Origin of the sequence: Flavobacterium granuli (genome assembly GCF_031456055.1) — a bacterium.
In the GTDB taxonomy this organism is placed as follows: domain Bacteria; phylum Bacteroidota; class Bacteroidia; order Flavobacteriales; family Flavobacteriaceae; genus Flavobacterium; species Flavobacterium granuli_A.
In genome coordinates, this window is the sequence record NZ_JAVDTX010000005.1 from 14792 (window position 1) to 35491 (window position 20700).

The following is a 20700-nucleotide window of genomic DNA, read 5'->3' on the forward strand; positions in this document are numbered from 1 at the left end:
AACAACATAATAACCTATAAATCAATTAGTTAAATACTTTTATAATACAATGGCTAACCATCAAAAAGATTTTTTATTTGTATTAATAAAATCCCTTTCCAAATCTGAAAAAAGACAATTTAAAATATTTGCAAGTCGGCTTGAAACGAGTTCTAATACTAAGTTTATCGAATTATTTAACATTTTGGATAAGTCAGAAGTATATGACGAAAAACTGATATTAAAGAACGGTTTGATCAAAAAAGCACAATTATCAAACCTAAAGTCCTATTTGTACAAACAAATTTTAGTGAGTATTCGCCTGAATATTCCAAGTCAAAACATTCGTTACCAACTAAGAGAACAAATTGATTTTGCTGCAATCCTATATAATAAAGGGCTTTACAAGCAAAGTTTGAAAATATTGGATAAAACCAAACAACAAGCCATAGAAAATGATGAAAAATACATGGCTTTTGAGATTGTTGAATTTGAAAAATTAATCGAATCACAATACATTACCAGAAGTATTCAAGGTCGAGCCGATGAATTGGTTATTCAAGCCAAAGAATTAAACTATCGCAATACCATTTCTAGTAAATTATCGAATTTATCACTTCAATTATATGGCATTATGCTCAAAACGGGCTACGTGAAAAGTGATGAAGAATACAAATACATAGACGATTATTTTAATAAACATATCGCTCGTTTAGATCAATCTAAATTTGAGTTTAGAGAAAAATATTGGTTTTATAACGCCAATTTATGGAGAAGTTTCTTAGTACAAGACTTTCTTTCCTGTTATAAATACGCCTATAAATGGGTGACTTTATTTTATGATAATAGAAATATGATTTTCCTAAATCCTGTTTTCTTTCTAAAAGGAAATCATTACTTATTGGAGTCATTATTTATGCTTAAATACAAATCTAATTTCAAAAAGTATTTGGAATTATTGGAAGAAACGATCAATGATCCTCGTTTTCCAGTAAACGACAATATTGCTTCACTGTCATTTCTTTATTTGTATAATAATAAATTGAACTATCATATCCTAGAAGGTACTTTTGCGGAAAGCGAATACTTAATTCCAGAGGTTTTAAATAAAATAAAAGTTCACAGCGAACATTTAGATGAGCATCACGAAATGATGTTCTACTACAAAATTGCTAGTATTTATTTTGGAAATGAAAAGTATCAGGAGTGTATCATTTATCTGGAGAAAATTATCAATAATAAAAACCTTACCATGAGGGAAGACTTGATGTGCTTTGCAAGGATTTTATGCTTGATTGCGCATTATGAATTAGGAAGGGATTATTATTTGGAAAATCAACTTAAAAACACCTATAAGTTTTTAATCAAAATGAATGATTTACATGAGGTACAAAAAGAGATGATTCGTTTTCTAAAGAATTTAAGCAATTTGTATCCTAGCGACATCAAAAAAGAGTTCATAAAAATGAGAGAACGCTTTATAGAATTGGAAAAAAACACTTATGAAAAAAGAGCTTTCCTTTATCTTGACATTATTTCTTGGCTGGAAAGCAAAATTGAGAATAGAAAAATAAGTGATATTATTAAGGAAAAAGCGAAATTGATTAATCGTTAACTTTACAATTTATTCCAAAAACAAAAAAGCGATCAAAATGATCGCTTTTTTGTTAACATTATAAATCTGAAACCTAATCTTCGTGTTCTTCTGATTGTTTTACAGAACCATTGACCATTGTATTGGCATTTGCCCTAATTTCGGTATGACGGATTTCTCCTCCAGAAGTACCTACTTTTTGTACTAGAAACAATCCGGCAGTTGCAATACCCAATATCAAAAAGGAAACTAGCTTTGTCTTTGCATTATTTTTAAAGTTCAAATACAAACCTGCAAGGGATAATCCTGCTAAAACATAAAGCAATACAGCTAATTTTTCGGCCAATTCCTCATGTTCATGAATAATTTGTTTTCCAATATTTGGCATATCTTCAACCAATTCCTCTGCTCCTTCTCCTGTTGCCATACTGATCGCACCAAAAACTGCTGCGACAATAAATAATACAAAAGAAGTATTTATCAGTGTTTTATTTTTCAAGATCAACCCAACTATCAAAATACCAAATCCAAAAACTATACCAATAATTGGAAAATGGTTAACTACCATGTGTAAATGTGCATCGTTCATAACTAAATTAAATTTAATGGTTTAAATCCTAAATAAAGGTAGCACAATAGCTTACTATTCAAAAAGGCGAATCATTAAAATTAGCTTAATTTATTTTTCTAAGATTAATCAACACTTTAAAATATAAAAAAGACTGTAGTTCCTTTATTTACTTCACTTTCAATTTTGAATTCAATATTTAATAATTGTGTTATTCGCTCCACAATAGAAAGTCCTAAACCAGACCCTTTAATTTCAGGATGAAAAGTTGGATTTGACCTAAAAAACGGATTCACAATTTTATCTAAATCAGTTGGGGAAATTCCCATGCCATCATCGGATATGGAACAAATGGTTTTCGAATCGTTTTTGGAAATATTTATCGATATTTTGCCATTTTCATAAGAGTATTTTATGGCATTTGAAATTACATTACTGATAATTGTGGAAACCAAATAGTTATCGGATTCAACAAAATAATCTTCAGAAAAATCATAAGAGACCTCTATTTTTTTATTATTTATCTTATTTAAATACAAAGAAAGAACATCTAGAATTATAGCATTCAAATAAATTTTTTCTATTCGTAAACTTTGCTTTTGATTTTCGAATCGAGCCAATAAAAGCAATTGATCAACCAAATTATTCAAACGATTGACTTCTGAAATACTGAAATTAATTTTCTCTTCATATTCTTCCTGATTTCGTGGCTTGCGTATCAAAACTTCAAGTGTACCCTTTAAAACCGTCAACGGCGTCCTCAATTCGTGAGAAGCATCGGATGTGAATTGTTTTTCTCTTTCGACTGCATTTTCAATTCGATCCAGTAAATCATTAATTGTTTTAGAAAGCACAAATAATTCATCCTTATTTTGAGGCAAAATTATTCTGTCCTTTAGATTGTCTTTTGTTATTCTACTGGAGGTTTCTGTAATTAGGGTTACTGGCTTTATACTGCGTCCAGCAATAAATCTAGCAATAAAAAACAAGAGCACTAAAATTAATGGAAAAGCTATAAAAAGAGTATTTCTGAGATTAGTCAAAATCACTGTTGCCTCATCTAAAGACATCGCTACTAAAAGATATCCTATTTTTTTATCTTTATCAATAAGCGGAACTTGAATCTGTCTAATAGGACTTTCATTCAAATAACTATCAACAAATTGATTGTCTTTATCATTTTTATACAATTTAAGCTCGAATCCCATAAGATTGGGAGACTTATCTATTAATTTATGGTCATTATCCAAAAACTGGACAAAAACAGGGTTAACATGTACTCTATTATTGTCCCTTTCCCTCCATTGATTTACTTGAATCAGGTAGGTATTATTATTATCAATTTTAACCTCCTCTATGTATTCACTTGATTCTTCTAAAATATCATCATTTATGTGTCTGTTGATACTGTAAGACGTGATTACATAAATAGTACAAAACACTACGGAAATTAATAGTGCCGTACTGAGAATGTAATTGAAAGCAATTCTGTTTTTATAGGATAATAAAAGCATTAATCTAATTTATGTCGTTTGCAATATACCCAACACCCCGAATGGTTTTTATAAGATCTTCTTCTTTATTTAAATTGAGTTTTTTTCTAATGGCGTTCATAAAAACATCAATTACACCCGTATCATAGTCAAAATGTATGTCCCAAACATCATTAATTATTTGGTTTCGAGTACACACTTTGCCTTTGTTTTTTATCAAATAAACAAGTAATTCATACTCTCTTTGCGTAAGCGAAACCTCTTGATTATTTATCACAACTTGATGTTTTGAAAGTATTATTTTTATTTGTCCAAGCGAAAGCAAATCATTTTGATTTTCATTTCTGAAATGAATTTTGATGCGTTCCACCAATTCATCAAAGCTAAACGGTTTTTTAATATAATCATTGGCACCGGACTTCAAACCTTCAATGGTTTCCTGAACGGTATCTTTGGCCGTTAAAAATAAAATAGGTGTTTTCGAATCTATTTTTCGGATTTCCCTGCACACATCAATGCCTAACATTTGTGGCATAATCCAATCCAATAAAATAATATCTACTTTTTGATTTTGAGCTATTTCGAGTCCCGCCTTTCCATCATGAGCGACCACAACTTCATAGCCTTCCTCTTCCAAGCCTTGTTTTAGAAAATTGGCAATTCCTATTTCGTCTTCTACAATTAGAATTTTCATATTTTATTGAAACACAAATTTAAAACCAATAGTACCAATATTTGCTGACAAACCATCACTTCTAGTATAATGATTGAACCTGAAGTCAATATTTTTTAATCCAAAAGAAAACAGATGGGCTTTTGCGAATAGATCAGTATAAGAAACCCCAAAACCGTATTGATTGGCCGAGAAAGTCGATAAATCAAAATCCGAAGTATAGAATTGCTCTGTTGACAAATGGGTTTGATATGGCGAAAAATATTTGGCCTGGGTTTGCGTATAATAACGATACATTGGGTAAGCTGTGAATTTATCCGAAATTTTTATGGGAACTTCTATGTTGAACGTATGGGCATTTATATCCCAATCATCTGTATAATATCTATAATATGTTCTGATAATAAAGTGTTCATTGATATAATAATTGAAACGAGCGCCAATAGGTAACTTAAATCGGTTGTCAGGAAGCCTTTCAATATCATCAGCCAACTCATAAACGCCAACATTACTAGGACTTGTATATTCATTTATATATTGGGGTTGGCCAACGTAATAATGGGATTTATCAGCAAAATAAGTTCTGTGATAAGGCGACGACAACAGTCCTTGCTGTTGTAATACATCAAAAAACAAAGAAAGTTGGAAGTTCTTTGTCAATACTTGGGAAAAAGCGAATGAAGCCGAATATGAATTTCTGTCCACAGATGTTACAGGCGAGAATTTTGATGGCAAATATCCATTTGAAACAACTCCATTTTGGTCATAAATAGTTACTCCATTCAAAGCATTTTCTTCAAACTCTTTTGGATAAATTGGTTGCCATTTGTCAAGATATACATTGGCTTTTACACTTACTTCCGCATTCTTTTCATTAAAAAGCTTGGTAACTCCACCTCCAAAACCAACTGATGTATAATCGTATTCGTTTGAGAAAGAAACATCGGCATTCCAGATAAAATTTCGATTGTCGCTACTATGTGCATAAGTTGCCACTCCCGATAATAATTGATCATTACCAGAAGCTCCTGATGAAGCCTGCCAAGGCGTTGGATTATTTATAGACTCGAATGGATTAATATTACTAGACGAAGCTGATGAGTAAGCTGACAATCCCAAATCTACCGTCAAAACATCATCATCATTCAATGGCATTGCAACTACAATATTGGTTGCTAAATCATTCAGTTTTTCCGAACCAATTCCTCCCGAAACAGCAGAATGAGTTCCGTCCTGATCATAATAACTTAGCAAGAAATCGACTTCGGTACTTTCTAAAACTCTTTTTTTGAATACAACCGTTGAATCTTTCTCTTGTCCGTAAGAAATCATACTTACTAAGAAGATAAAAAGAAATATGGTTTTTGTAATTTTCATTTTGGATATTTTATTTGGTAATAAAGCAACTAAGATTCTGAGTTACTGAGATTCTAAGTTATTTTTTATGCCTTTTATTTCTAAACTTAAACCTTTACTTTTATCTTTTTAATTCGATGCTCAAATCTTAGATGCTTAGCATCTCAGTATCTTAGCAACTCAAAAAAAATCAATTACAACCGCAGCCTCCACCCGATTTACCACCATTAGCTCCGGCAGCTGCCTCTCTATACACTTGGAAAGTGGTTTCATACCGTTCTGCGGTTTTGGATCCCAATTTCATTTCGGGGTCATTGATATTCACTTTTTCGTACTCTTTAACCGTATTACAGGATTGCAAAAGAATGGCGATCAATATTAATACAACTTTTTTCATACTTTTTTATTTACTGTATTTTTTCACATCTATACCTTTGGAAGCAAATATTTTGCCTTTGTCATCAACAATGATGCATTCAATGCCTTTGAGCTGATTGACTAAATCCAAACCTACATCAACCCCCATCACAAAAATTCCCGTTGCCAGAGCATCTGCGATTTCCGTTTGTTTCGCAAACACCGAAACACTTGCAACTCCCATAGCCGGATAACCTGTTCTGGGATCTATAATATGTGAATATCTTTTTCCGTCAAAAATGACAAACTTCTCATAACTACCCGAAGTTTCAACTGCACTGTTTTCTAAAGGAAAGGTGGTAAAAACTTTATTTTTATTCAATGGATTTACTATTCCAACAGTCCACTGTTTCCCGTCAGGCTGTCTGCCCCATGCAAAAATATCACCAGACACATTTACCAATCCTGAATTACAGCCCTTTGACAGTAACAAAGCATGTATTTTATCGGCAATATATCCTTGTCCTATTCCGCCAAGACCCAATTTCATTCCCTGTATTTTCAAGAAAATGGTATGTTCTTTTTTGTCTAAAATAATATTTTTGTAACCAATTTTTTCTACCGATTTCTTAATAGCTTCAGGTGTTGGCATTTCTTTCATAGAACCATCGAACTTCCAGATTTTATCCATCGAAGCATAGGAAATATCAAATGCACCTGAGGTAATTTCCGAAACTTTCTTTGCCCTTTCCACCAATTCAAATACTTCAACAGGTACTTTTACAGGTTTTATCCCGGCGTTTCTACTGACTTCCGAAATCGGCGTTGTCGGAATCCAATCTGATATTTCATTTTCAATTCTTTTGACCTCACCCACCGCCATATCAATGTAAGCATTGCCTTCTATAGTATCTTTGGCAACAACCATCATCTCAAATGGACTCCCCAACATTGACAATTTTCGTTTATGGATTATCTGTGCAAAGGATGAGAATGCAAGAAATAGATAAGTTATGGTTAATGCTTTTTTCATTATTTTTCTAACGAATGAATGAGTTTAATATACTCTGGTGCTGATACATTTTTGAAACCTGTTATTCCAATTACTTTTCCTTTTTTATCCAAAAGTAAGACCAATGGAAAACTGCCATTCTTATTGTATTTTTCTGCCAATTTATTATTACTCTCTGTCAATTCTGGCGAGAGCTGATTGGCTTTTTTCTTAGGAAAATCAGCTTTGTAAATAACCCAGTTTTCGTCGGCTTCCTCTTGAAATTCTGAGGATTTCCAAACCGTTTTATCTAATTTCATACAAGGTCCACACCAATCTGATCCTGAAAAGACTAATAAAATTTTTTTATTTTCTTTTTCGGCTTTAGCCTTTGCGTCTTCAAAATTGGTGTTCCAATTTTGGGAATATCCAAAAAAAGTTATTAATAAAAATAAAAAGGAAATTAAATTTTTCATAAGACGCTATTTATTTTTTTTTTTTAGTGTAATCCCTCTCAAAGCTCCAACATATTGTTTTAGATTGACCACTGTCAACCATTAGTCACAATACATCTTTCTATTTCTAAAAACACTTATATATCAACACAAAAGTAACTTAAATAGTTTTGCTAAATCATATGAATTAATGTGTCTTAAGTCAAACTTAAGATTCAAAACAATATTACATAAATACTTAAATGTAATTTTGAAATGCTTTTTGAAGTTTCTCAAAAAAAAAAATACCACATGAATTTTCTAAAAAAGTTTTCTCCTTTTTACAATCTTGCAATTTTTTATATTCTTGTAAGTTTCGTTTTAAGAATAGTTTTAGCATTACATCCCATTACACAAACCTCATTTTCATTCATTGATAGCTTGAAAATTTTTTCAATGGGATTGATTTCAGATTCTTTTGTTTTTATGATAGCGGCTGGTTTCCTATGGCTATACCTCATTTTTATATCCAATTCAAAATACTACAAGCCCTATGGCTACATTATATTTGGATTCTTGGCGGCATTATTACTCTATATTGCGTCAGGAAAAACGATACTGAATGAATATGACGGAGCACTTCCCAAAATTGGGATGATTTTCGTTGGCCTCAAAACGCTATTATTTGGACTTCTTTTGTTCTTGCCAAAATATAGAAGCCAAATCAGATTTTGGCTATTCACTTTCATAATATTTTTATATGTTGTGCTTATCCTTCAAAACGGGGTCAGCGAATACTTTTTTTGGAATGAATTTGGAGTGAAATACAATTTCATAGCCGTAAATTATTTGGTTTACACTAATGAAGTTATTGGAAATATCATGGAATCTTACCCAGTGATCCCTTTGTTTTCGACGTTGTTTCTTGTAGCCGGAACGGTAACCTATTTTATTGTCAAAAGAACAAGAAACTACATTGATGAAATTCCAACTTTTAATGAGAAACTAAAATTATCAGCAATATATCTAGCCTTATTTGGTGTTTCCTTATTGGCCGTTCCATATTTGGCAAAAAAAGAAAACTCCCAAAACGTGTTTACTAATGAACTTCAGTCCAACGGAATATACCGTTTCTATTTGGCCTTTATGAACAGTGAATTGGATTATTTTAAATTTTATAAAACCTTGCCAGAAAATGAAGCATTTACTTTGTTGGATGAGCAAATACCTTTTATATCAGGAATATCAACCGCAAGAGAAATCCAAAGCAATACAACTGAAAACACAAAAAATGTTGTTTTAATCACCATTGAAAGTTTCAGTGCCGATTTCATGAAAGTATACGGAAACGAGAAAAATATAACTCCATTCCTAGACAGTCTGGCTCAAAAAAGCATGTTGTTTACCAATTTATACGCAGTTGGTAACAGAACCGTTCGTGGCCTTGAAGCTGTAACTTTATGCTTACCACCCACTGCCGGAGAAAGTGTGGTAAAAAGAGAGGATAATAAAAATAAATTCTCTACTGGTGCTCTTTTTAAACAAAAAGGATACAACGTGAAATTTCTTTACGGAGGAGATGCCTATTTTGATAATATGGGAGACTTCTTTTCTGGAAATGGTTATGATATTGTCGATAAAAAATCATTTACACCCGAAGAAATTACGTTCGCAAACGTATGGGGAGTTTGCGACGAAGATATGGCCAATAAAGCCATAAAAGTGATGAATGAAGAAGCAAAAACAGGCAAACCATTCTTTAATCATTGGATGACCGTGAGCAATCACCGTCCTTTCACTTATCCAAACGACAAAATCGACATTCCAGGCGATATAAAATCTCGTGATGGTGGTGTAAAATATACGGATTATGCCTTGAGAAAATTCTTTGCAATGGCAAGCAAACAACCTTGGTACAAAAATACCGTGTTTGTAATTCTTGCAGATCACTGTGCTTCTAGTGCTGGAAAGACTGAACTTCCTGTTGACAAATACAGAATCCCTGCCATGATTTATAGTCCAGGTTTTATTAAACCCCAAAAATATAACAAAGTAATGTCCCAAATAGATGTTATGCCAACGCTTTTCGGTTTATTAAATTTTAACTACCAAAGTAAATTCTACGGTCAGGATGTTATGAAACTCGATTATAAACCAAGAGCATTGATTGCTACCTATCAGGATTTGGGATTGATAAAAGACAATGTGTTGACTATACTTTCGCCAAAACAAACCGTAAAACAATTTCAATTGACATTAAAACCGGATCAAAAAACAGCAACCGATTTTCAAATCTATTACAATCAAGTTCCTTTAAACAAAGAAAGAAAAGATCTGATAAAAGAAACCATATCGTATTATCAAACGGCTTCTGAAATATTGAAGGAAAAGAAATATGAAAGTCTAAATTTCAAAATTTCAAATAAAAGCGTGACCAACACCGATTTGTAATAATATCACAAAATGCTAAAAAAGCCTGTAAATCTAAGACTTACAGGCTTTTTTATTTTCTTTTGGCTAGAGCCTAATCAAACTCATTCTCATTTTCCAAACCAAAAAGTTTTCCGTTTTTCCAAAGTTTCAAATCATTTTTCAAATTCTTTTTATTACGGTTCGTCAATTCATTAGAATCTAACTTATCCAAATTTGGTTTCCCTGCATTTACCCATGCTGTGTACCAAAAATTGGAAGTTGCAACAATTGCTTTTCTCATCTGGCTTTCTACCATTCCATTTAAAGCGGTGTGAAATTGTGTCACATATTCTTTAGAATATAACAAATCCCCGAATTTCCCTTTGGCAACTTTTCCATTTGCATCATGTTCATACATAGTCTCCTCGGTAAAGGTTGCGCGCAGATTTCTGTCAACCAACAAAAGAGGCTCTACTTGACTGTGCGAATCTTTTATCATATCCCAAGTCGCTTTTTCAACATTTTCAATATACTTGGCTTCACCGGTATAGTAATTATATTTACTACCAAACATTGTCGGAATACGAGATTCCCACATAGAATGAATACCTTTCTGGTTCGTTAGCTGTCCGTCATGATTTGCTGAAGTATGCAAAGGCATATTTGCATCGCCTATGTAATGTGCCAAATCACCAGCCAAAAACAAAATTTCATTTTTCCTTTTGTCTTTCATTGCCTTTGTCAACTTCGTCATTACTTCCTGAATATACCAAGGCAAAATACCATTATCGAATAAAAATTTCTCATCGTACTTTTTCTTTGCTTCATCAAATGGAAGCGGGATAGTTTCTACAGCTCCAAAATTCTCCATGTCAATATAATGGCGTGGATTTTCTGCTTTATCACGTAAAGTATATTTACGCAAATCCGGAACCGATGATTCCTGGGTTATAAAATCAATATGATTGTAAAAAAAAGTCTGCACTGGTTTTGGCAAAGCCATAACTGCTGCATTATTAATATGCTCATGTCCAAAAACCCCCCAAGACAAAGCAACAAAAGCGACACCAATCGCTGAAAACGTAAGTACTGTCTGTTTTAATTTGAAATTTTTCATTATATTTATTTAATTGAATTACAAAAGTATTTTTTTTAAAGATAATTTAAGCAAATCAGCTTTAAATTTATGTTAATCCAACAAAAATAAATTAAAATGTTTAGACATCAAGGCAGAAGCAGAACATCTAAACACAATTTGCGTCTCGCCACATTATTGTCATTTGTGGCTGGAATCGTAAATGTAACGGGAGTTTTGTCTGTCAAAACACTGACAACCAATGTCACTGGACATTTTGCCTATTTTGCCGAAGAGGGGACAAAAAACGACTACCGATCAGCCGCAGTATTTTTAATCTATACCTTGTTCTTTTTGGCAGGAGCTTTCACATCTAATTTTTTGGCTGAATTGGTTTCCAAAAAGAAAAAAAATCTTTCCCATTTACCCTCCATAACAATCGAACTTCTTATTTTGGTTTCTTTGGGGCTTTTGGACACACAACCTGATTTTTATTTATTGGACGGAAAATGGATTGCCTTTGGACTTCTTTTTGCAATGGGAATCCAGAACGCTCTGGTAACTAAAATTTCACAATCAACAGTCAGAACGACACACTTAACTGGACTTTTTACCGATTTGGGAATTGAATTGTCACAATTGTTTTTTTATAGAAAACCAGAGGAAAGAAAAACATTAAGAATCAGTATTTACTTGAGACTTTCCATTATTTCATTCTTCTTTCTTGGTTGCTTCATCGGCGGATTCATATATGGATATTTAGCACTTCGAACATTATTGATTGCCGCTGTTTTACTATTGATTGCTCTATATTATGATTATATTCGATTGCACTTAATTGCCATTAAACGCAAGAAAAAAAACATTTTTAGAAATATAGAATAGCCAATAAAGTCCCAACAGCAATACTTACCCAAAGCAATATGCCCTGCAACAAAGGAAACATTCCAACAGATTTCAAAACAGTACTATTAAGTCCTGCCCCTATCAAAAACATGGTAACAGTAAGTCCAATCTTTGCGATTGAAACAAAATGTGGAGCCACACTCGCAATTGGAGAAAAATAAGTATTGCAAACCATAGCCAAAATAAACAATCCAATAAAATAAGGAATCTTCACTTTGCTATTTTTATTTTTAAAAACCACTGCTGTAATCAAAGCAACAGGAATAATCCACAAAGCTCTGGCTAATTTTACCGTTGTGGCTACTTGCAAGGCTTCTGCTCCATATTTATTGGCAGCTCCAACTACAGAACTCGTATCGTGAATTGCAATGGCACACCACAAGCCAAAATCGTTTTGAGACATATTCAACCAATGTCCCACCAATGGAAATGCAAACAAAGCAATTGAATTAAGAATGAATATAACTCCCAACGCCACCGAAGTCTGCTTTTCATCAGATTGAATCACTGGAGCGATTGCAGCAATGGCACTTCCTCCACAAATGGCAGTTCCGCAAGAAATAAGATGTGATGTTTTCTTTTGAACTTTAAACCATTTTCCCAATAAAGTACCCAAAGTAATAGTGGCAACAATAGAACCAATAGTAAAAAGAAGACCTTCCTTTCCTGCTGTAACTGCGCTATGAACATTCATACCAAATCCCAGTCCAACTACCGAAACCTGCAATAATATATTGGTCGCTTTATGATTTAAATGTAAAAATGGATGCCCAGATACATTCGCTATAACCAAACCTAATACTAAAGCAACTGGTGGAGAAATAATAGGGAATAAACAAAGAAGAAGTATTAAAACGAAAATAACCTGCTGCACAACAACATTCATTCTCAGTATTTGTTGGATATTAACTATAGCCGTTTTCATTTGTATTGTTCATTTATAACACTACAAAGGTCACGATAAATCTACAGTGTTACCAATCGCAAATAATAATCCACTATAACTTTAGGTTATAATAGCTCGAAATGTTTTTAATAAACAATTCAGATAGAGAATCTGATTTTCCTTGTAAAGTAATGATGTAGAAATAACGCTCAATCGTCAAATTATCCACATCAATTATCTGTAGTTCTTTATTTTTCAGCTCCTTATCAACAGCATGAATCGACATAAAAGCAACACAATTCGAATTCATCAAATAGGATTTTATACTTTCAGTACTTCCTAGTTGCATTTCAATTTGCAATTGATCTATTTTGATATGGAAAGGTTTTAAAGCATATTCAATAACTTCAAGTGTTCCAGAACCTTGTTCTCGCACAAGGAATCTCAACGATTTAAGATCGGCTGGATCGATTTCTTTTCTTTTAACCAATGGGTTATTGGAATTACAAACCAAAACCAACTCATCTCTAATAAATTGAGTGTATTTTATGGATTGATTTTTGGATTGCCCTTCGACAATTCCAATTTCAATTTCTTTGTTTAATAAGGCATTTTCGATTTGCTCTGTATTGCCGTTTAGCAAATTCACTTTAACAGATTCCAATTTTTGATGAAAACGAGCCAATAGTGGTGGAATAATATATTGAGAAATCGTAGTACTTGCTCCCAATCGCAACAAGCCTTTACGTTCATTGATAAACGTACTCATATCAAAGTCGATTTCCCTGTAAATCTCAAAGATACTTTTGGTATGTTTCAATAACACTTCGCCAGCGTTGGTGAGTGCTATTTTCGGACCGTTTCTTTCAAAAAGTTTGATTTTGTATTCTTCTTCCAATTCCTGAATATGCTTGGAAATGGCGGGTTGTGTAATGAATAATTCGGCAGCTGCTTTGGTAAAGCTCAATCGCGTAGCGACAGTGTAAAATACTTTTAGTCTAAAATCCATAATCGTATTTTTGTCAAAATTAATAATTACAACATCCCGTTATACTTTCGAACAAACCATTCAGTTGAAAGGAAAACAGCAATCAAAACTAGTAACCATTTCCAGTCAATCAAAGGAGATTTAGTCACAACATCTTTTTGAACAGCTTTGTATTCCTCGTTATCCAAAAGTGTTTTTATCAGCACATCGATTTCATTTGGGTAAAAATCCTTTCCTTTTGTTTGTGCTGCCAATTGTTTCAATTTTTGAACATCTGGATTTACAAACTGCTTTTCAATATCAAAATCCAGGATTTCAAAATGACCAGAATATGATGTTTTCGAATTCAGTTCTTTTACCGAGAAATTATAACTTCCCGCCAAAAGCCCGTCTAGATTCACTTTGTAGGTATTGTTTCCTTTCAAAAGGTCATAATTCTTGGTTTGCTTCGTTTTGATATTGGTCACGTCAATAGTCAAACGTGCCTTTTCATCAAAATCATAGTTCTTGTTGAAATATTGAGCCGTGATTTCGATAGCTTCACCTGAGTTGTAAAAGCTTTCGTGATTGACAACCAATGATTTTTTGGCATTATTGGAAGCCAGATATTGAATAATCTTATTGATAAAAACATCATATTTTTCAAAAGATTGATTGTCGATATGGCTTTGTAGACTCCATTTCCAACTGTTTTCCCCAAACAAATAAGCCGCTCTTTTTCCTTGATTCTCCGTAAAAGATAATAAAGGTGCTTTGGTATCTATATTTCTGATTCTTGCCGAAAGCAAAACATTTACTTCTCCATTCGTTGTAATTGAACCATAATTATTCTGCAAAGGGGGAAAATTTTCAAAACCTAAATTATCCACTGCAAAAAGATTAAACTGAGAATCAAAATCTGCCAAATAATCTTCTTCCTGACTACTCATTTTAAAAACAAAATTGTTTTGCTCTTGGTTCAAAAATGTAAAATCGGTTGCAGTTCCTGTTATGATAAACGTATTTAAATTGGTTTTTTTATTCGCTTCAAAAACAGATTTAAAAGCCGTAGTTGGCTGATACAAAATAAGAACATTGTAATCCTCTAAAGACTTTACGTCATTCGGTTTCAATAATACCACTTTATGTTGCAAATTGGATTCAATGGCTCTTTTTAAAACACCGATATCAGGATGATTTAAAGTAGAAATGATAGCCACGGTCGTTTTTTGGTCTATAACTTCAACCGCAAAATTCTTGATGTTATTGAAAGTATTTTTTTCGCTTTCTTTCGATTCAATTTTAGCTTTATAAACTTGCAGTCCCACTTTGTTCGCTGGTAAAAGCACATTTACAATAGCCGTTTTCTTTGATGGAGAGAACGAAACGCTTTCCTTATGCAACACTTCATTACCTTGTGTAATACTAAAATTGGCTGTCACATTTTTATCCCCAGCATATTGCAAAAAAACTTCAACCGGAAATTTATTCTTCAAGAATGCATATCTATTAACGTTCAACTGATTGATTTTCAAATCAAAAACTTTGGTCGTGTCACCCAAAACCAAAGGATAAACCTTATTGTTTTCATCAAAACTATAAACGTAATCATTACCCGAAGTTTGATTCCCATCAGTTATGATTACGGTTGGATAAAAAGCATTTTTATAGATACTCTTCAAGTTTTTGGCCACCAAATCCAAATTGGTTTGGTTTCCTTTAAAAGTCAAACTATCCGATTGTCGAAAATCAGTATCAAAAAGATAGGATTGCACTTCAAATTTTTCTTGAATGGCACTATTTGAAGTTAATTTTTGGGCTAATTCCATTGCTTTCTCTTTGGCATTCAAAAAAGAAATAGAGCTTGAATTATCAACCACTATAGGTAATGGCGTTTTGATAATTTCCAGTTTATTGGTTGTGATAATAGGATTTATCAAAAGCAACAAAATCGAAAAAATACTCAGAAAACGCAAAAAAGTCAAAAACAAATACACATTCGATTTGTTTTTGACTTTGTATAAATATTGAAAAAATGACAAGCAACCCGCTATTATTAATAAAAGTAGAAGTAATAGAATTGTGCTTGCTGTCATAATTTTGATTAAAAGATTAAAAGATTTGAATATTTAATAATTGAAAAATTAACTGTCGAATATAATTTTTTAATCTTTAAATTTTTCAATCATTAAATTACTAAGTTAGCATTCCACCGCAAACATTCAAAACTTGACCTGTAATATAACCACTCAAATCAGAGGCCAAAAACAAACAAGCATTTGCAACATCTTCTGCAGAGCCTCCACGTTTCAAAGGAATACCTTCTCTCCATCCTTTCACAACATCCTCGCTCAATTTTGCAGTCATTTCAGTTTCAATAAATCCCGGAGCAATCGCGTTACAACGAATATTACGTGAACCCAATTCCAAAGCTACCGATTTAGTAAACCCAATTGCACCTGCTTTCGAAGCTGCATAATTCGTTTGACCTGCGTTACCAGAAACACCAACTACAGAACTGATATTGATAATAGAACCAGAGCGTTGTTTCAAAAATGTCTTTTGAATCGCTTTAGTCATATTAAAAACTGACTTCAAGTTAACATCGATAACTTGATCAAAATCAGCCTCAGACATTCTCATTAATAAATTATCTTTAGTGATTCCAGCGTTGTTAATCAAAATATCAACAGTTCCAAAATCAGCCAAAACTGCATCAACAAAAATTTGTGCTTCATTAAAATCAGCAGCATTAGATTTATATCCTTTGGCTTTAATTCCCAAAGCATTCAATTCATTTTCCAAAGCATTTGCAGATTCTACTGATGAGCTATAAGTAAAGGCAACATTTGCGCCGTTTTTCGCAAAAACTTCGGCTATTCCTTTTCCAATTCCACGACTTGCGCCAGTAATAATGGCTACTTTTCCTTCTAGTAATTTCATATTCACTTAATATTTATTTTATTAGGCTGTTATCCTTTGCAATCTGACGCAAATGAGCTTGATAACATTCGTCAAATATATAATAAAAATGCGGAATGAAAAAAATTACAATTTCAATTCTACCGTTTTTGCAATCGAGTCCTTTTATAAACTTGGAGCAGAAACATTTGGCTTTTCAGGAGGCATTGGTCCCGCTATCCGTTGCAATCTCCCGAAAAAAACGGGAGGATTTTCACTGCTATCGGGGCTAAAGGCAGATATTTTGCTTTTTTATCATCATTCAAAAAAGGGAAAAACTAAAAATGGCTGTCAGAAGCTCGCAAGAAGCTGTCAGAAGCTCGTTTGATTGAGTCCGAAGACCATTTGATGCAGTCAGTAGATCATTTGATGCGTTCCGAAGACAGCTTGAAGCACTCCGAAGATCGTATCAGGCACTCCGAAGCACGTATCAGGGCATTATTTTATCTTCGGACACCCTATTTTACTGAACTGAGCATAAAACAGTTGAAATAACCAAAATTCACCCTTTGCAGGATTGTGAGTATTATTTTTTATCTTTGAAGGAAGAACAAAAAGAAGTAAACCCCTGATAATCAAGTATTTTTTTTTTTAGATTTATAATAGCTACTTTATAGCGAGTATATACGAGTTGTGTGTCAGCATGCAGCACCACACCTAAAAGCAGAAACTTTTAAAACTTTGGAATATGAAGACAAAAATTATTTTATCGCTTATAGTTTTTTTGACCAGCAATAGTTTTACTTATTCTCAAGTATCAGATCACCTAGTATTTAAAGGTGTCCCTATTGATGGAACACTTGACGAATATGTTTCCAAAATGAAAGAAGAAGGTTTTAGCCATATAGAAACTGAAAATGGCACAGCATTATTAAATGGTGATTTTGCAGGTTATAAAGACTGTATTGTTGGTGTCTCTATATTAAAACAGAAAGATTTGGTATACAAAATAGGAGTTTTATTTCCCAACAAAGAAACATGGTCAACCCTCTCAGGAAATTACTTCGATTTGAAAGAAATGCTAACCGAAAAATATGGAAAACCTTCTGATGCTATTGAAAAATTTGATGTCCCTTCTTATTCACAACCACGTGACGATAATGATAAAATGTATAAAGTTAAATTTGACAATTGTAAATACTATTCAATTTGGAAGACAGATAAAGGAGAAATTCAATTGTCAATTGAACATGAAAGCGTAAGACATTGTTTCGTTCGTTTATCATATTTTGACAAAATAAATAGTAACATAATTAAAGTGAAAGCGAAAAGTGATTTATAACAAAATGCCGAACGACCACGATATCACGGATTTGCAATCTGTGCCCACAAAGTAAATCGACAAAGTGAGAGCAGCAAAACATGAATTAAAAAAAACAAGTTAGACTTGACGGTTGAAGAGAGTGCGGATTTGATAAGCCCCAGATAGCGCGGATTTGCAATCCGTGCCCAAAAATACATCGACAAAGTGATGGTAAAAAAAAAATGATAAAAAACAAGTTGGACTAGACAATTGAAGCGGGCACGGATTGCAAATCCGCGCTATCGGATTGTCAAGATAAAGTGTCTTATGAAAATGAAAGTTATCTAAAAAGATTTATTAATAATCACTCAAATCATCAGTTCGTGTTAAGTTAAAACAAAAAGTTAAAATAATGAGAATGAGATTTCGTATAGGTCCCTTTACTTTTGGGGATGGCGGTACACGCCTTAGCTTATGGAGTGGAGGAACAGGCTTTTCAGTACCAATCTTCAATCGCAATGCTACATCTTTTGGCAAAATAAAGCTTGGAATTTTTAGTTTTCTTTTTAATAGTAAGTCAAAAAGTCGGAGCCTTAAAAAATCTGATTATTCTAAAATAAACATCATAAAAAAAACTCACACACAAGCGTACGAGCCTTGGTCGTCCGAGGCTGACGAAAAATTAATTTTGCTATTTCGTCAAGGCAAAACAGTTAAAGATTTGAGTGAAATTTTTGGAAGAACAAATGGAGCTATCCGTTCTCGAATTAATAAACTTTTATTAAAATAAAGATATCAGCTCACAGATGGCAATTAAAATTACTGCTTTGATTTTAAATCATATAACGCGAATTTGATAAGCTCCGCTCCTCTTTAATATTTTCACAAACAAACTTAATTACAGAAAAGGCATGGCAACATTAATTAAGCTTTTTCGAAATACACTATTATTGTTTTGCATTTGTCTTTATGCTTTTTGTTCCGCAACAAATACAAAACCTGAAATTGTATTAATTGGCAGTACTCCTGGAGACGAACTTGTCAAGACTATGCTGGCAATTCCTTCCGAAGCAAAAATTGATTTTATACGATGGAACCTAATATTAAATGAAAACAATTCTTTTATATTGGATATTAACTATGGAGAATCCCAACCCAATGCATTAGGCTTCAAGGGAGATGAAAAAAAGACGACTATTAAAGGAACTTTTTCAGTTTCGGAAAGTAGTAATTATAAAGAAGTTTATCATTTAAAAAGTGCTGACCTTTCTATAAAAATCCTAATTGCGAAACTAAATGAAAATATTTTTCACCTGCTGACATCTCAACATCAAATGATGGTTGGAAATGGAGGATGGAGCTACACTTTAAACAGAAAAGAACCTATCCCTAATGAGGAAATCTCAATAACTTCAACTATTACAGATTACAAATCTTTACAACTTGTTTATGACGGAAGAACGCCTTGCCAGGAAATCGGCAATGAACATCCCGAAATGAAGGTAACACCATCTTGTTTTAAGATTAAATGGCGACTGATTCTTAACAGAGATGCTGTGACTTACAAACCTACAACTTGCTCTATTCGCAATATTGTGAATAATCAACCTCGTGACATTTCAGGAAAGTGGGAAATTATTAAGGGAACGAAAACCAATCCCAATGCTATTATTTATAAAATCATAGTTAGCAACCTTGCTGAACCCATTTTATTATTCGCAGTTGATGACAATGTTTTGTTTTTTATTGATAAGGACAAGAAACCGATGGTTGGAAATAAAGATTTTAGCTTTACATTGAACAAAAAAAGTCAGTAATGAAATCACTTAGTTACGTTCCTTAACTTAGATTATTTCAACTGGGAAATCACTATAAAAATAACGGCAATCAAAGCCAGTAAAAGACCTGTTATATTCAATTTGGTTACTTTTTCCTTAAAAATAAAAATCCCCACAAGACTGCCAATCATAATAACTCCCATATTCATACCTGCAAAAACAGTTGAAGGATTTTGGGCAAATGCCTGATGCGCCTTTAGATAAAACAGAATATTCCCAAAATTAAAAATCCCAACCAAACCTCCAAAAATGATACTCTTGAAATCCATTTTAGCCTTTCTAAAAAGTATTTCATAGGCAATAAAAAGTATCATTATAACAAGTGCTATAGAAAAAAGAACAAATAAAGAAGTGGTAAAAGGAAGTGTAGAAGTCAGCGCAATTTGTTTAAAAAGAAGGTCTATGACTCCAAAACCAAGCAATACAAGTGTTGGATAAATCCATTTATTCTCTTTGTTTTCGGTGGGTTTATCCAAAATAAGGATGATTGCCGGAAATCCAAACAAAAGAGCAGTCAATTTAAGTCCACTGAATTGCTCTCCAAAAAACAACCAAGCTCCCAAAATGGAAATAATCAGTGATAATCGTTGCGCGACATCCGTTTTTACAATACCCATATGTTTTATGGAATTCGCCAGAAAAAGAAATACGACGGGCAACAAAATACCCAGTGAAATGAAGACTCCCCAAGGCGAAGAAGCGTCCAAAACCTTTAAATCAAGACTAAAGAACAAATAACACAACGCTAAAGCGAATACATAATTATAAGCCACAATTTGCGTGGCAGATACTTGATATTTGCGAGCAATTTTGAAAATCACTCCCACGGTCACACTACAAATAACAGACAGAATAAGAAATAACATAGTTCTATTTTTATTCCTGCAAAAATAGTGTTTAAACATAGAATGCGCATTAAATTCTTGCACCAACAATTTTATTCCATTTATTTTTAATCAATTTTATA

General features: G+C 32.9%; 19 protein-coding genes. 6 read left to right on the plus strand and 13 right to left on the minus strand.

Annotation, left to right across the window (positions count from 1 at the left end):
* The first annotated feature begins 49 nt into the window (after nt 1-49).
* A complete protein-coding gene (locus J2W95_RS11010; protein ID WP_310006897.1) occupies nt 50-1594 on the plus strand; it encodes a hypothetical protein in 1545 nt (514 codons plus the stop codon).
* A gap of 73 nt (nt 1595-1667) precedes the next feature.
* Here the strand turns inward: J2W95_RS11010 and J2W95_RS11015 are convergent, their stop codons facing one another.
* The 7 genes from J2W95_RS11015 to J2W95_RS11045 form a co-directional block, all read right to left on the minus strand.
* Complete coding sequence (locus J2W95_RS11015) at nt 1668-2162, minus strand: DUF2231 domain-containing protein (protein ID WP_310006898.1); 495 nt, start codon at nt 2160-2162, stop codon at nt 1668-1670.
* A 116-nt stretch (nt 2163-2278) separates the two neighbouring features.
* On the minus strand, nt 2279-3655 hold the full coding sequence (locus J2W95_RS11020) for a sensor histidine kinase (protein WP_310006900.1): 1377 nt from the start codon (nt 3653-3655) through the stop codon (nt 2279-2281).
* 4 nt (nt 3656-3659) lie between these two features.
* The gene (locus J2W95_RS11025) at nt 3660-4328 is read right to left on the minus strand and encodes a response regulator transcription factor (RefSeq protein ID WP_310006901.1); all 669 of its coding nucleotides are present in this window, start codon (nt 4326-4328) and stop codon (nt 3660-3662) included.
* A gap of 3 nt (nt 4329-4331) precedes the next feature.
* A complete protein-coding gene (locus J2W95_RS11030) occupies nt 4332-5684 on the minus strand; it encodes a DUF3570 domain-containing protein (RefSeq protein WP_310006903.1) in 1353 nt (450 codons plus the stop codon).
* A 169-nt stretch (nt 5685-5853) separates the two neighbouring features.
* Entirely contained in the window at nt 5854-6060 is a 207-nt protein-coding gene (locus J2W95_RS11035; RefSeq protein ID WP_310006905.1) for a DUF4266 domain-containing protein, read from the minus strand.
* 6 nt (nt 6061-6066) lie between these two features.
* Complete coding sequence (locus J2W95_RS11040) at nt 6067-7053, minus strand: FAD:protein FMN transferase (protein WP_310006907.1); 987 nt, start codon at nt 7051-7053, stop codon at nt 6067-6069.
* Entirely contained in the window at nt 7053-7487 is a 435-nt protein-coding gene (locus J2W95_RS11045) for a thioredoxin family protein (protein ID WP_310006909.1), read from the minus strand. Before J2W95_RS11045 ends, J2W95_RS11040 begins: the two co-directional genes overlap by 1 nt.
* Before the next feature lie 270 nt (nt 7488-7757).
* Between J2W95_RS11045 and J2W95_RS11050 the strand changes: the two genes are divergently transcribed.
* Entirely contained in the window at nt 7758-9896 is a 2139-nt protein-coding gene (locus J2W95_RS11050) for an LTA synthase family protein (protein ID WP_310006911.1), read from the plus strand.
* A 73-nt stretch (nt 9897-9969) separates the two neighbouring features.
* Here J2W95_RS11050 and J2W95_RS11055 read toward each other — a convergent pair whose 3' ends face one another.
* A complete protein-coding gene (locus tag J2W95_RS11055) occupies nt 9970-10974 on the minus strand; it encodes a zinc dependent phospholipase C family protein (protein ID WP_310006913.1) in 1005 nt (334 codons plus the stop codon).
* Nucleotides 10975-11070: 96 nt separating this feature from the next.
* On the opposite strand from J2W95_RS11055, the gene J2W95_RS11060 reads away from it, so the two are divergent.
* Nucleotides 11071-11817 carry a YoaK family protein gene (locus J2W95_RS11060; RefSeq protein WP_310006915.1) on the plus strand — a complete coding sequence of 249 codons (747 nt, stop codon included), beginning with the start codon at nt 11071-11073 and terminating at the stop codon, nt 11815-11817.
* Here J2W95_RS11060 and J2W95_RS11065 read toward each other — a convergent pair.
* From J2W95_RS11065 to fabG, 4 genes are all read right to left on the minus strand, one after another.
* Entirely contained in the window at nt 11801-12763 is a 963-nt protein-coding gene (locus tag J2W95_RS11065; protein ID WP_310006917.1) for a YeiH family protein, read from the minus strand. The two genes, J2W95_RS11060 and J2W95_RS11065, sit on opposite strands and share 17 nt — an antisense overlap.
* A gap of 73 nt (nt 12764-12836) precedes the next feature.
* Nucleotides 12837-13733 (minus strand): LysR family transcriptional regulator, encoded by an 897-nt coding sequence (locus tag J2W95_RS11070; RefSeq protein WP_310006919.1) that lies wholly within the window; start codon nt 13731-13733, stop codon nt 12837-12839.
* A gap of 26 nt (nt 13734-13759) precedes the next feature.
* Entirely contained in the window at nt 13760-15787 is a 2028-nt protein-coding gene (locus tag J2W95_RS11075) for a hypothetical protein (RefSeq protein WP_310006921.1), read from the minus strand.
* A gap of 100 nt (nt 15788-15887) precedes the next feature.
* Nucleotides 15888-16634 carry a 3-oxoacyl-[acyl-carrier-protein] reductase gene (fabG, locus tag J2W95_RS11080; protein WP_310006923.1) on the minus strand — a complete coding sequence of 249 codons (747 nt, stop codon included), beginning with the start codon at nt 16632-16634 and terminating at the stop codon, nt 15888-15890.
* 706 nt (nt 16635-17340) lie between these two features.
* On the opposite strand from fabG, the gene J2W95_RS11085 reads away from it, so the two are divergent.
* The 3 genes from J2W95_RS11085 to J2W95_RS11095 all read left to right on the plus strand — a co-directional run bounded on the left by J2W95_RS11085 (nt 17341) and on the right by J2W95_RS11095 (nt 19712).
* A complete protein-coding gene (locus J2W95_RS11085) occupies nt 17341-17934 on the plus strand; it encodes a hypothetical protein (protein ID WP_310006924.1) in 594 nt (197 codons plus the stop codon).
* 379 nt (nt 17935-18313) lie between these two features.
* Nucleotides 18314-18685: a hypothetical protein gene (locus J2W95_RS11090; RefSeq protein ID WP_310006926.1), complete on the plus strand. Its 372-nt coding sequence runs from the start codon at nt 18314-18316 to the stop codon at nt 18683-18685.
* A gap of 121 nt (nt 18686-18806) precedes the next feature.
* Nucleotides 18807-19712, plus strand: coding sequence for a hypothetical protein (locus J2W95_RS11095; protein WP_310006928.1), 906 nt, complete (start codon nt 18807-18809; stop codon nt 19710-19712).
* Between the two features lie 32 nt (nt 19713-19744).
* On the opposite strand, the gene J2W95_RS11100 is transcribed toward J2W95_RS11095, so the two are convergent.
* Complete coding sequence (locus J2W95_RS11100) at nt 19745-20599, minus strand: EamA family transporter (protein WP_310006930.1); 855 nt, start codon at nt 20597-20599, stop codon at nt 19745-19747.
* Nucleotides 20600-20700: the final 101 nt, after the last annotated feature.

What these genes read in the sequence shown, in the direction of transcription:
- J2W95_RS11010 (WP_310006897.1), top strand. Translation starts at nt 50, where the DNA reads ATGGCTAACCATCAAAAAGATTTTTTATTTGTATTAATAAAATCCCTT.
- J2W95_RS11015 (WP_310006898.1), bottom strand. Translation starts at nt 2,162, where the DNA reads ATGAACGATGCACATTTACACATGGTAGTTAACCATTTTCCAATTATT.
- J2W95_RS11020 (WP_310006900.1), bottom strand. Translation starts at nt 3,655, where the DNA reads ATGCTTTTATTATCCTATAAAAACAGAATTGCTTTCAATTACATTCTC.
- J2W95_RS11025 (WP_310006901.1), bottom strand. Translation starts at nt 4,328, where the DNA reads ATGAAAATTCTAATTGTAGAAGACGAAATAGGAATTGCCAATTTTCTA.
- J2W95_RS11030 (WP_310006903.1), bottom strand. Translation starts at nt 5,684, where the DNA reads ATGAAAATTACAAAAACCATATTTCTTTTTATCTTCTTAGTAAGTATG.
- J2W95_RS11035 (WP_310006905.1), bottom strand. Translation starts at nt 6,060, where the DNA reads ATGAAAAAAGTTGTATTAATATTGATCGCCATTCTTTTGCAATCCTGT.
- J2W95_RS11040 (WP_310006907.1), bottom strand. Translation starts at nt 7,053, where the DNA reads ATGAAAAAAGCATTAACCATAACTTATCTATTTCTTGCATTCTCATCC.
- J2W95_RS11045 (WP_310006909.1), bottom strand. Translation starts at nt 7,487, where the DNA reads ATGAAAAATTTAATTTCCTTTTTATTTTTATTAATAACTTTTTTTGGA.
- J2W95_RS11050 (WP_310006911.1), top strand. Translation starts at nt 7,758, where the DNA reads ATGAATTTTCTAAAAAAGTTTTCTCCTTTTTACAATCTTGCAATTTTT.
- J2W95_RS11055 (WP_310006913.1), bottom strand. Translation starts at nt 10,974, where the DNA reads ATGAAAAATTTCAAATTAAAACAGACAGTACTTACGTTTTCAGCGATT.
- J2W95_RS11060 (WP_310006915.1), top strand. Translation starts at nt 11,071, where the DNA reads ATGTTTAGACATCAAGGCAGAAGCAGAACATCTAAACACAATTTGCGT.
- J2W95_RS11065 (WP_310006917.1), bottom strand. Translation starts at nt 12,763, where the DNA reads ATGAAAACGGCTATAGTTAATATCCAACAAATACTGAGAATGAATGTT.
- J2W95_RS11070 (WP_310006919.1), bottom strand. Translation starts at nt 13,733, where the DNA reads ATGGATTTTAGACTAAAAGTATTTTACACTGTCGCTACGCGATTGAGC.
- J2W95_RS11075 (WP_310006921.1), bottom strand. Translation starts at nt 15,787, where the DNA reads ATGACAGCAAGCACAATTCTATTACTTCTACTTTTATTAATAATAGCG.
- fabG (WP_310006923.1), bottom strand. Translation starts at nt 16,634, where the DNA reads ATGAAATTACTAGAAGGAAAAGTAGCCATTATTACTGGCGCAAGTCGT.
- J2W95_RS11085 (WP_310006924.1), top strand. Translation starts at nt 17,341, where the DNA reads ATGAAGACAAAAATTATTTTATCGCTTATAGTTTTTTTGACCAGCAAT.
- J2W95_RS11090 (WP_310006926.1), top strand. Translation starts at nt 18,314, where the DNA reads ATGAGATTTCGTATAGGTCCCTTTACTTTTGGGGATGGCGGTACACGC.
- J2W95_RS11095 (WP_310006928.1), top strand. Translation starts at nt 18,807, where the DNA reads ATGGCAACATTAATTAAGCTTTTTCGAAATACACTATTATTGTTTTGC.
- J2W95_RS11100 (WP_310006930.1), bottom strand. Translation starts at nt 20,599, where the DNA reads ATGTTATTTCTTATTCTGTCTGTTATTTGTAGTGTGACCGTGGGAGTG.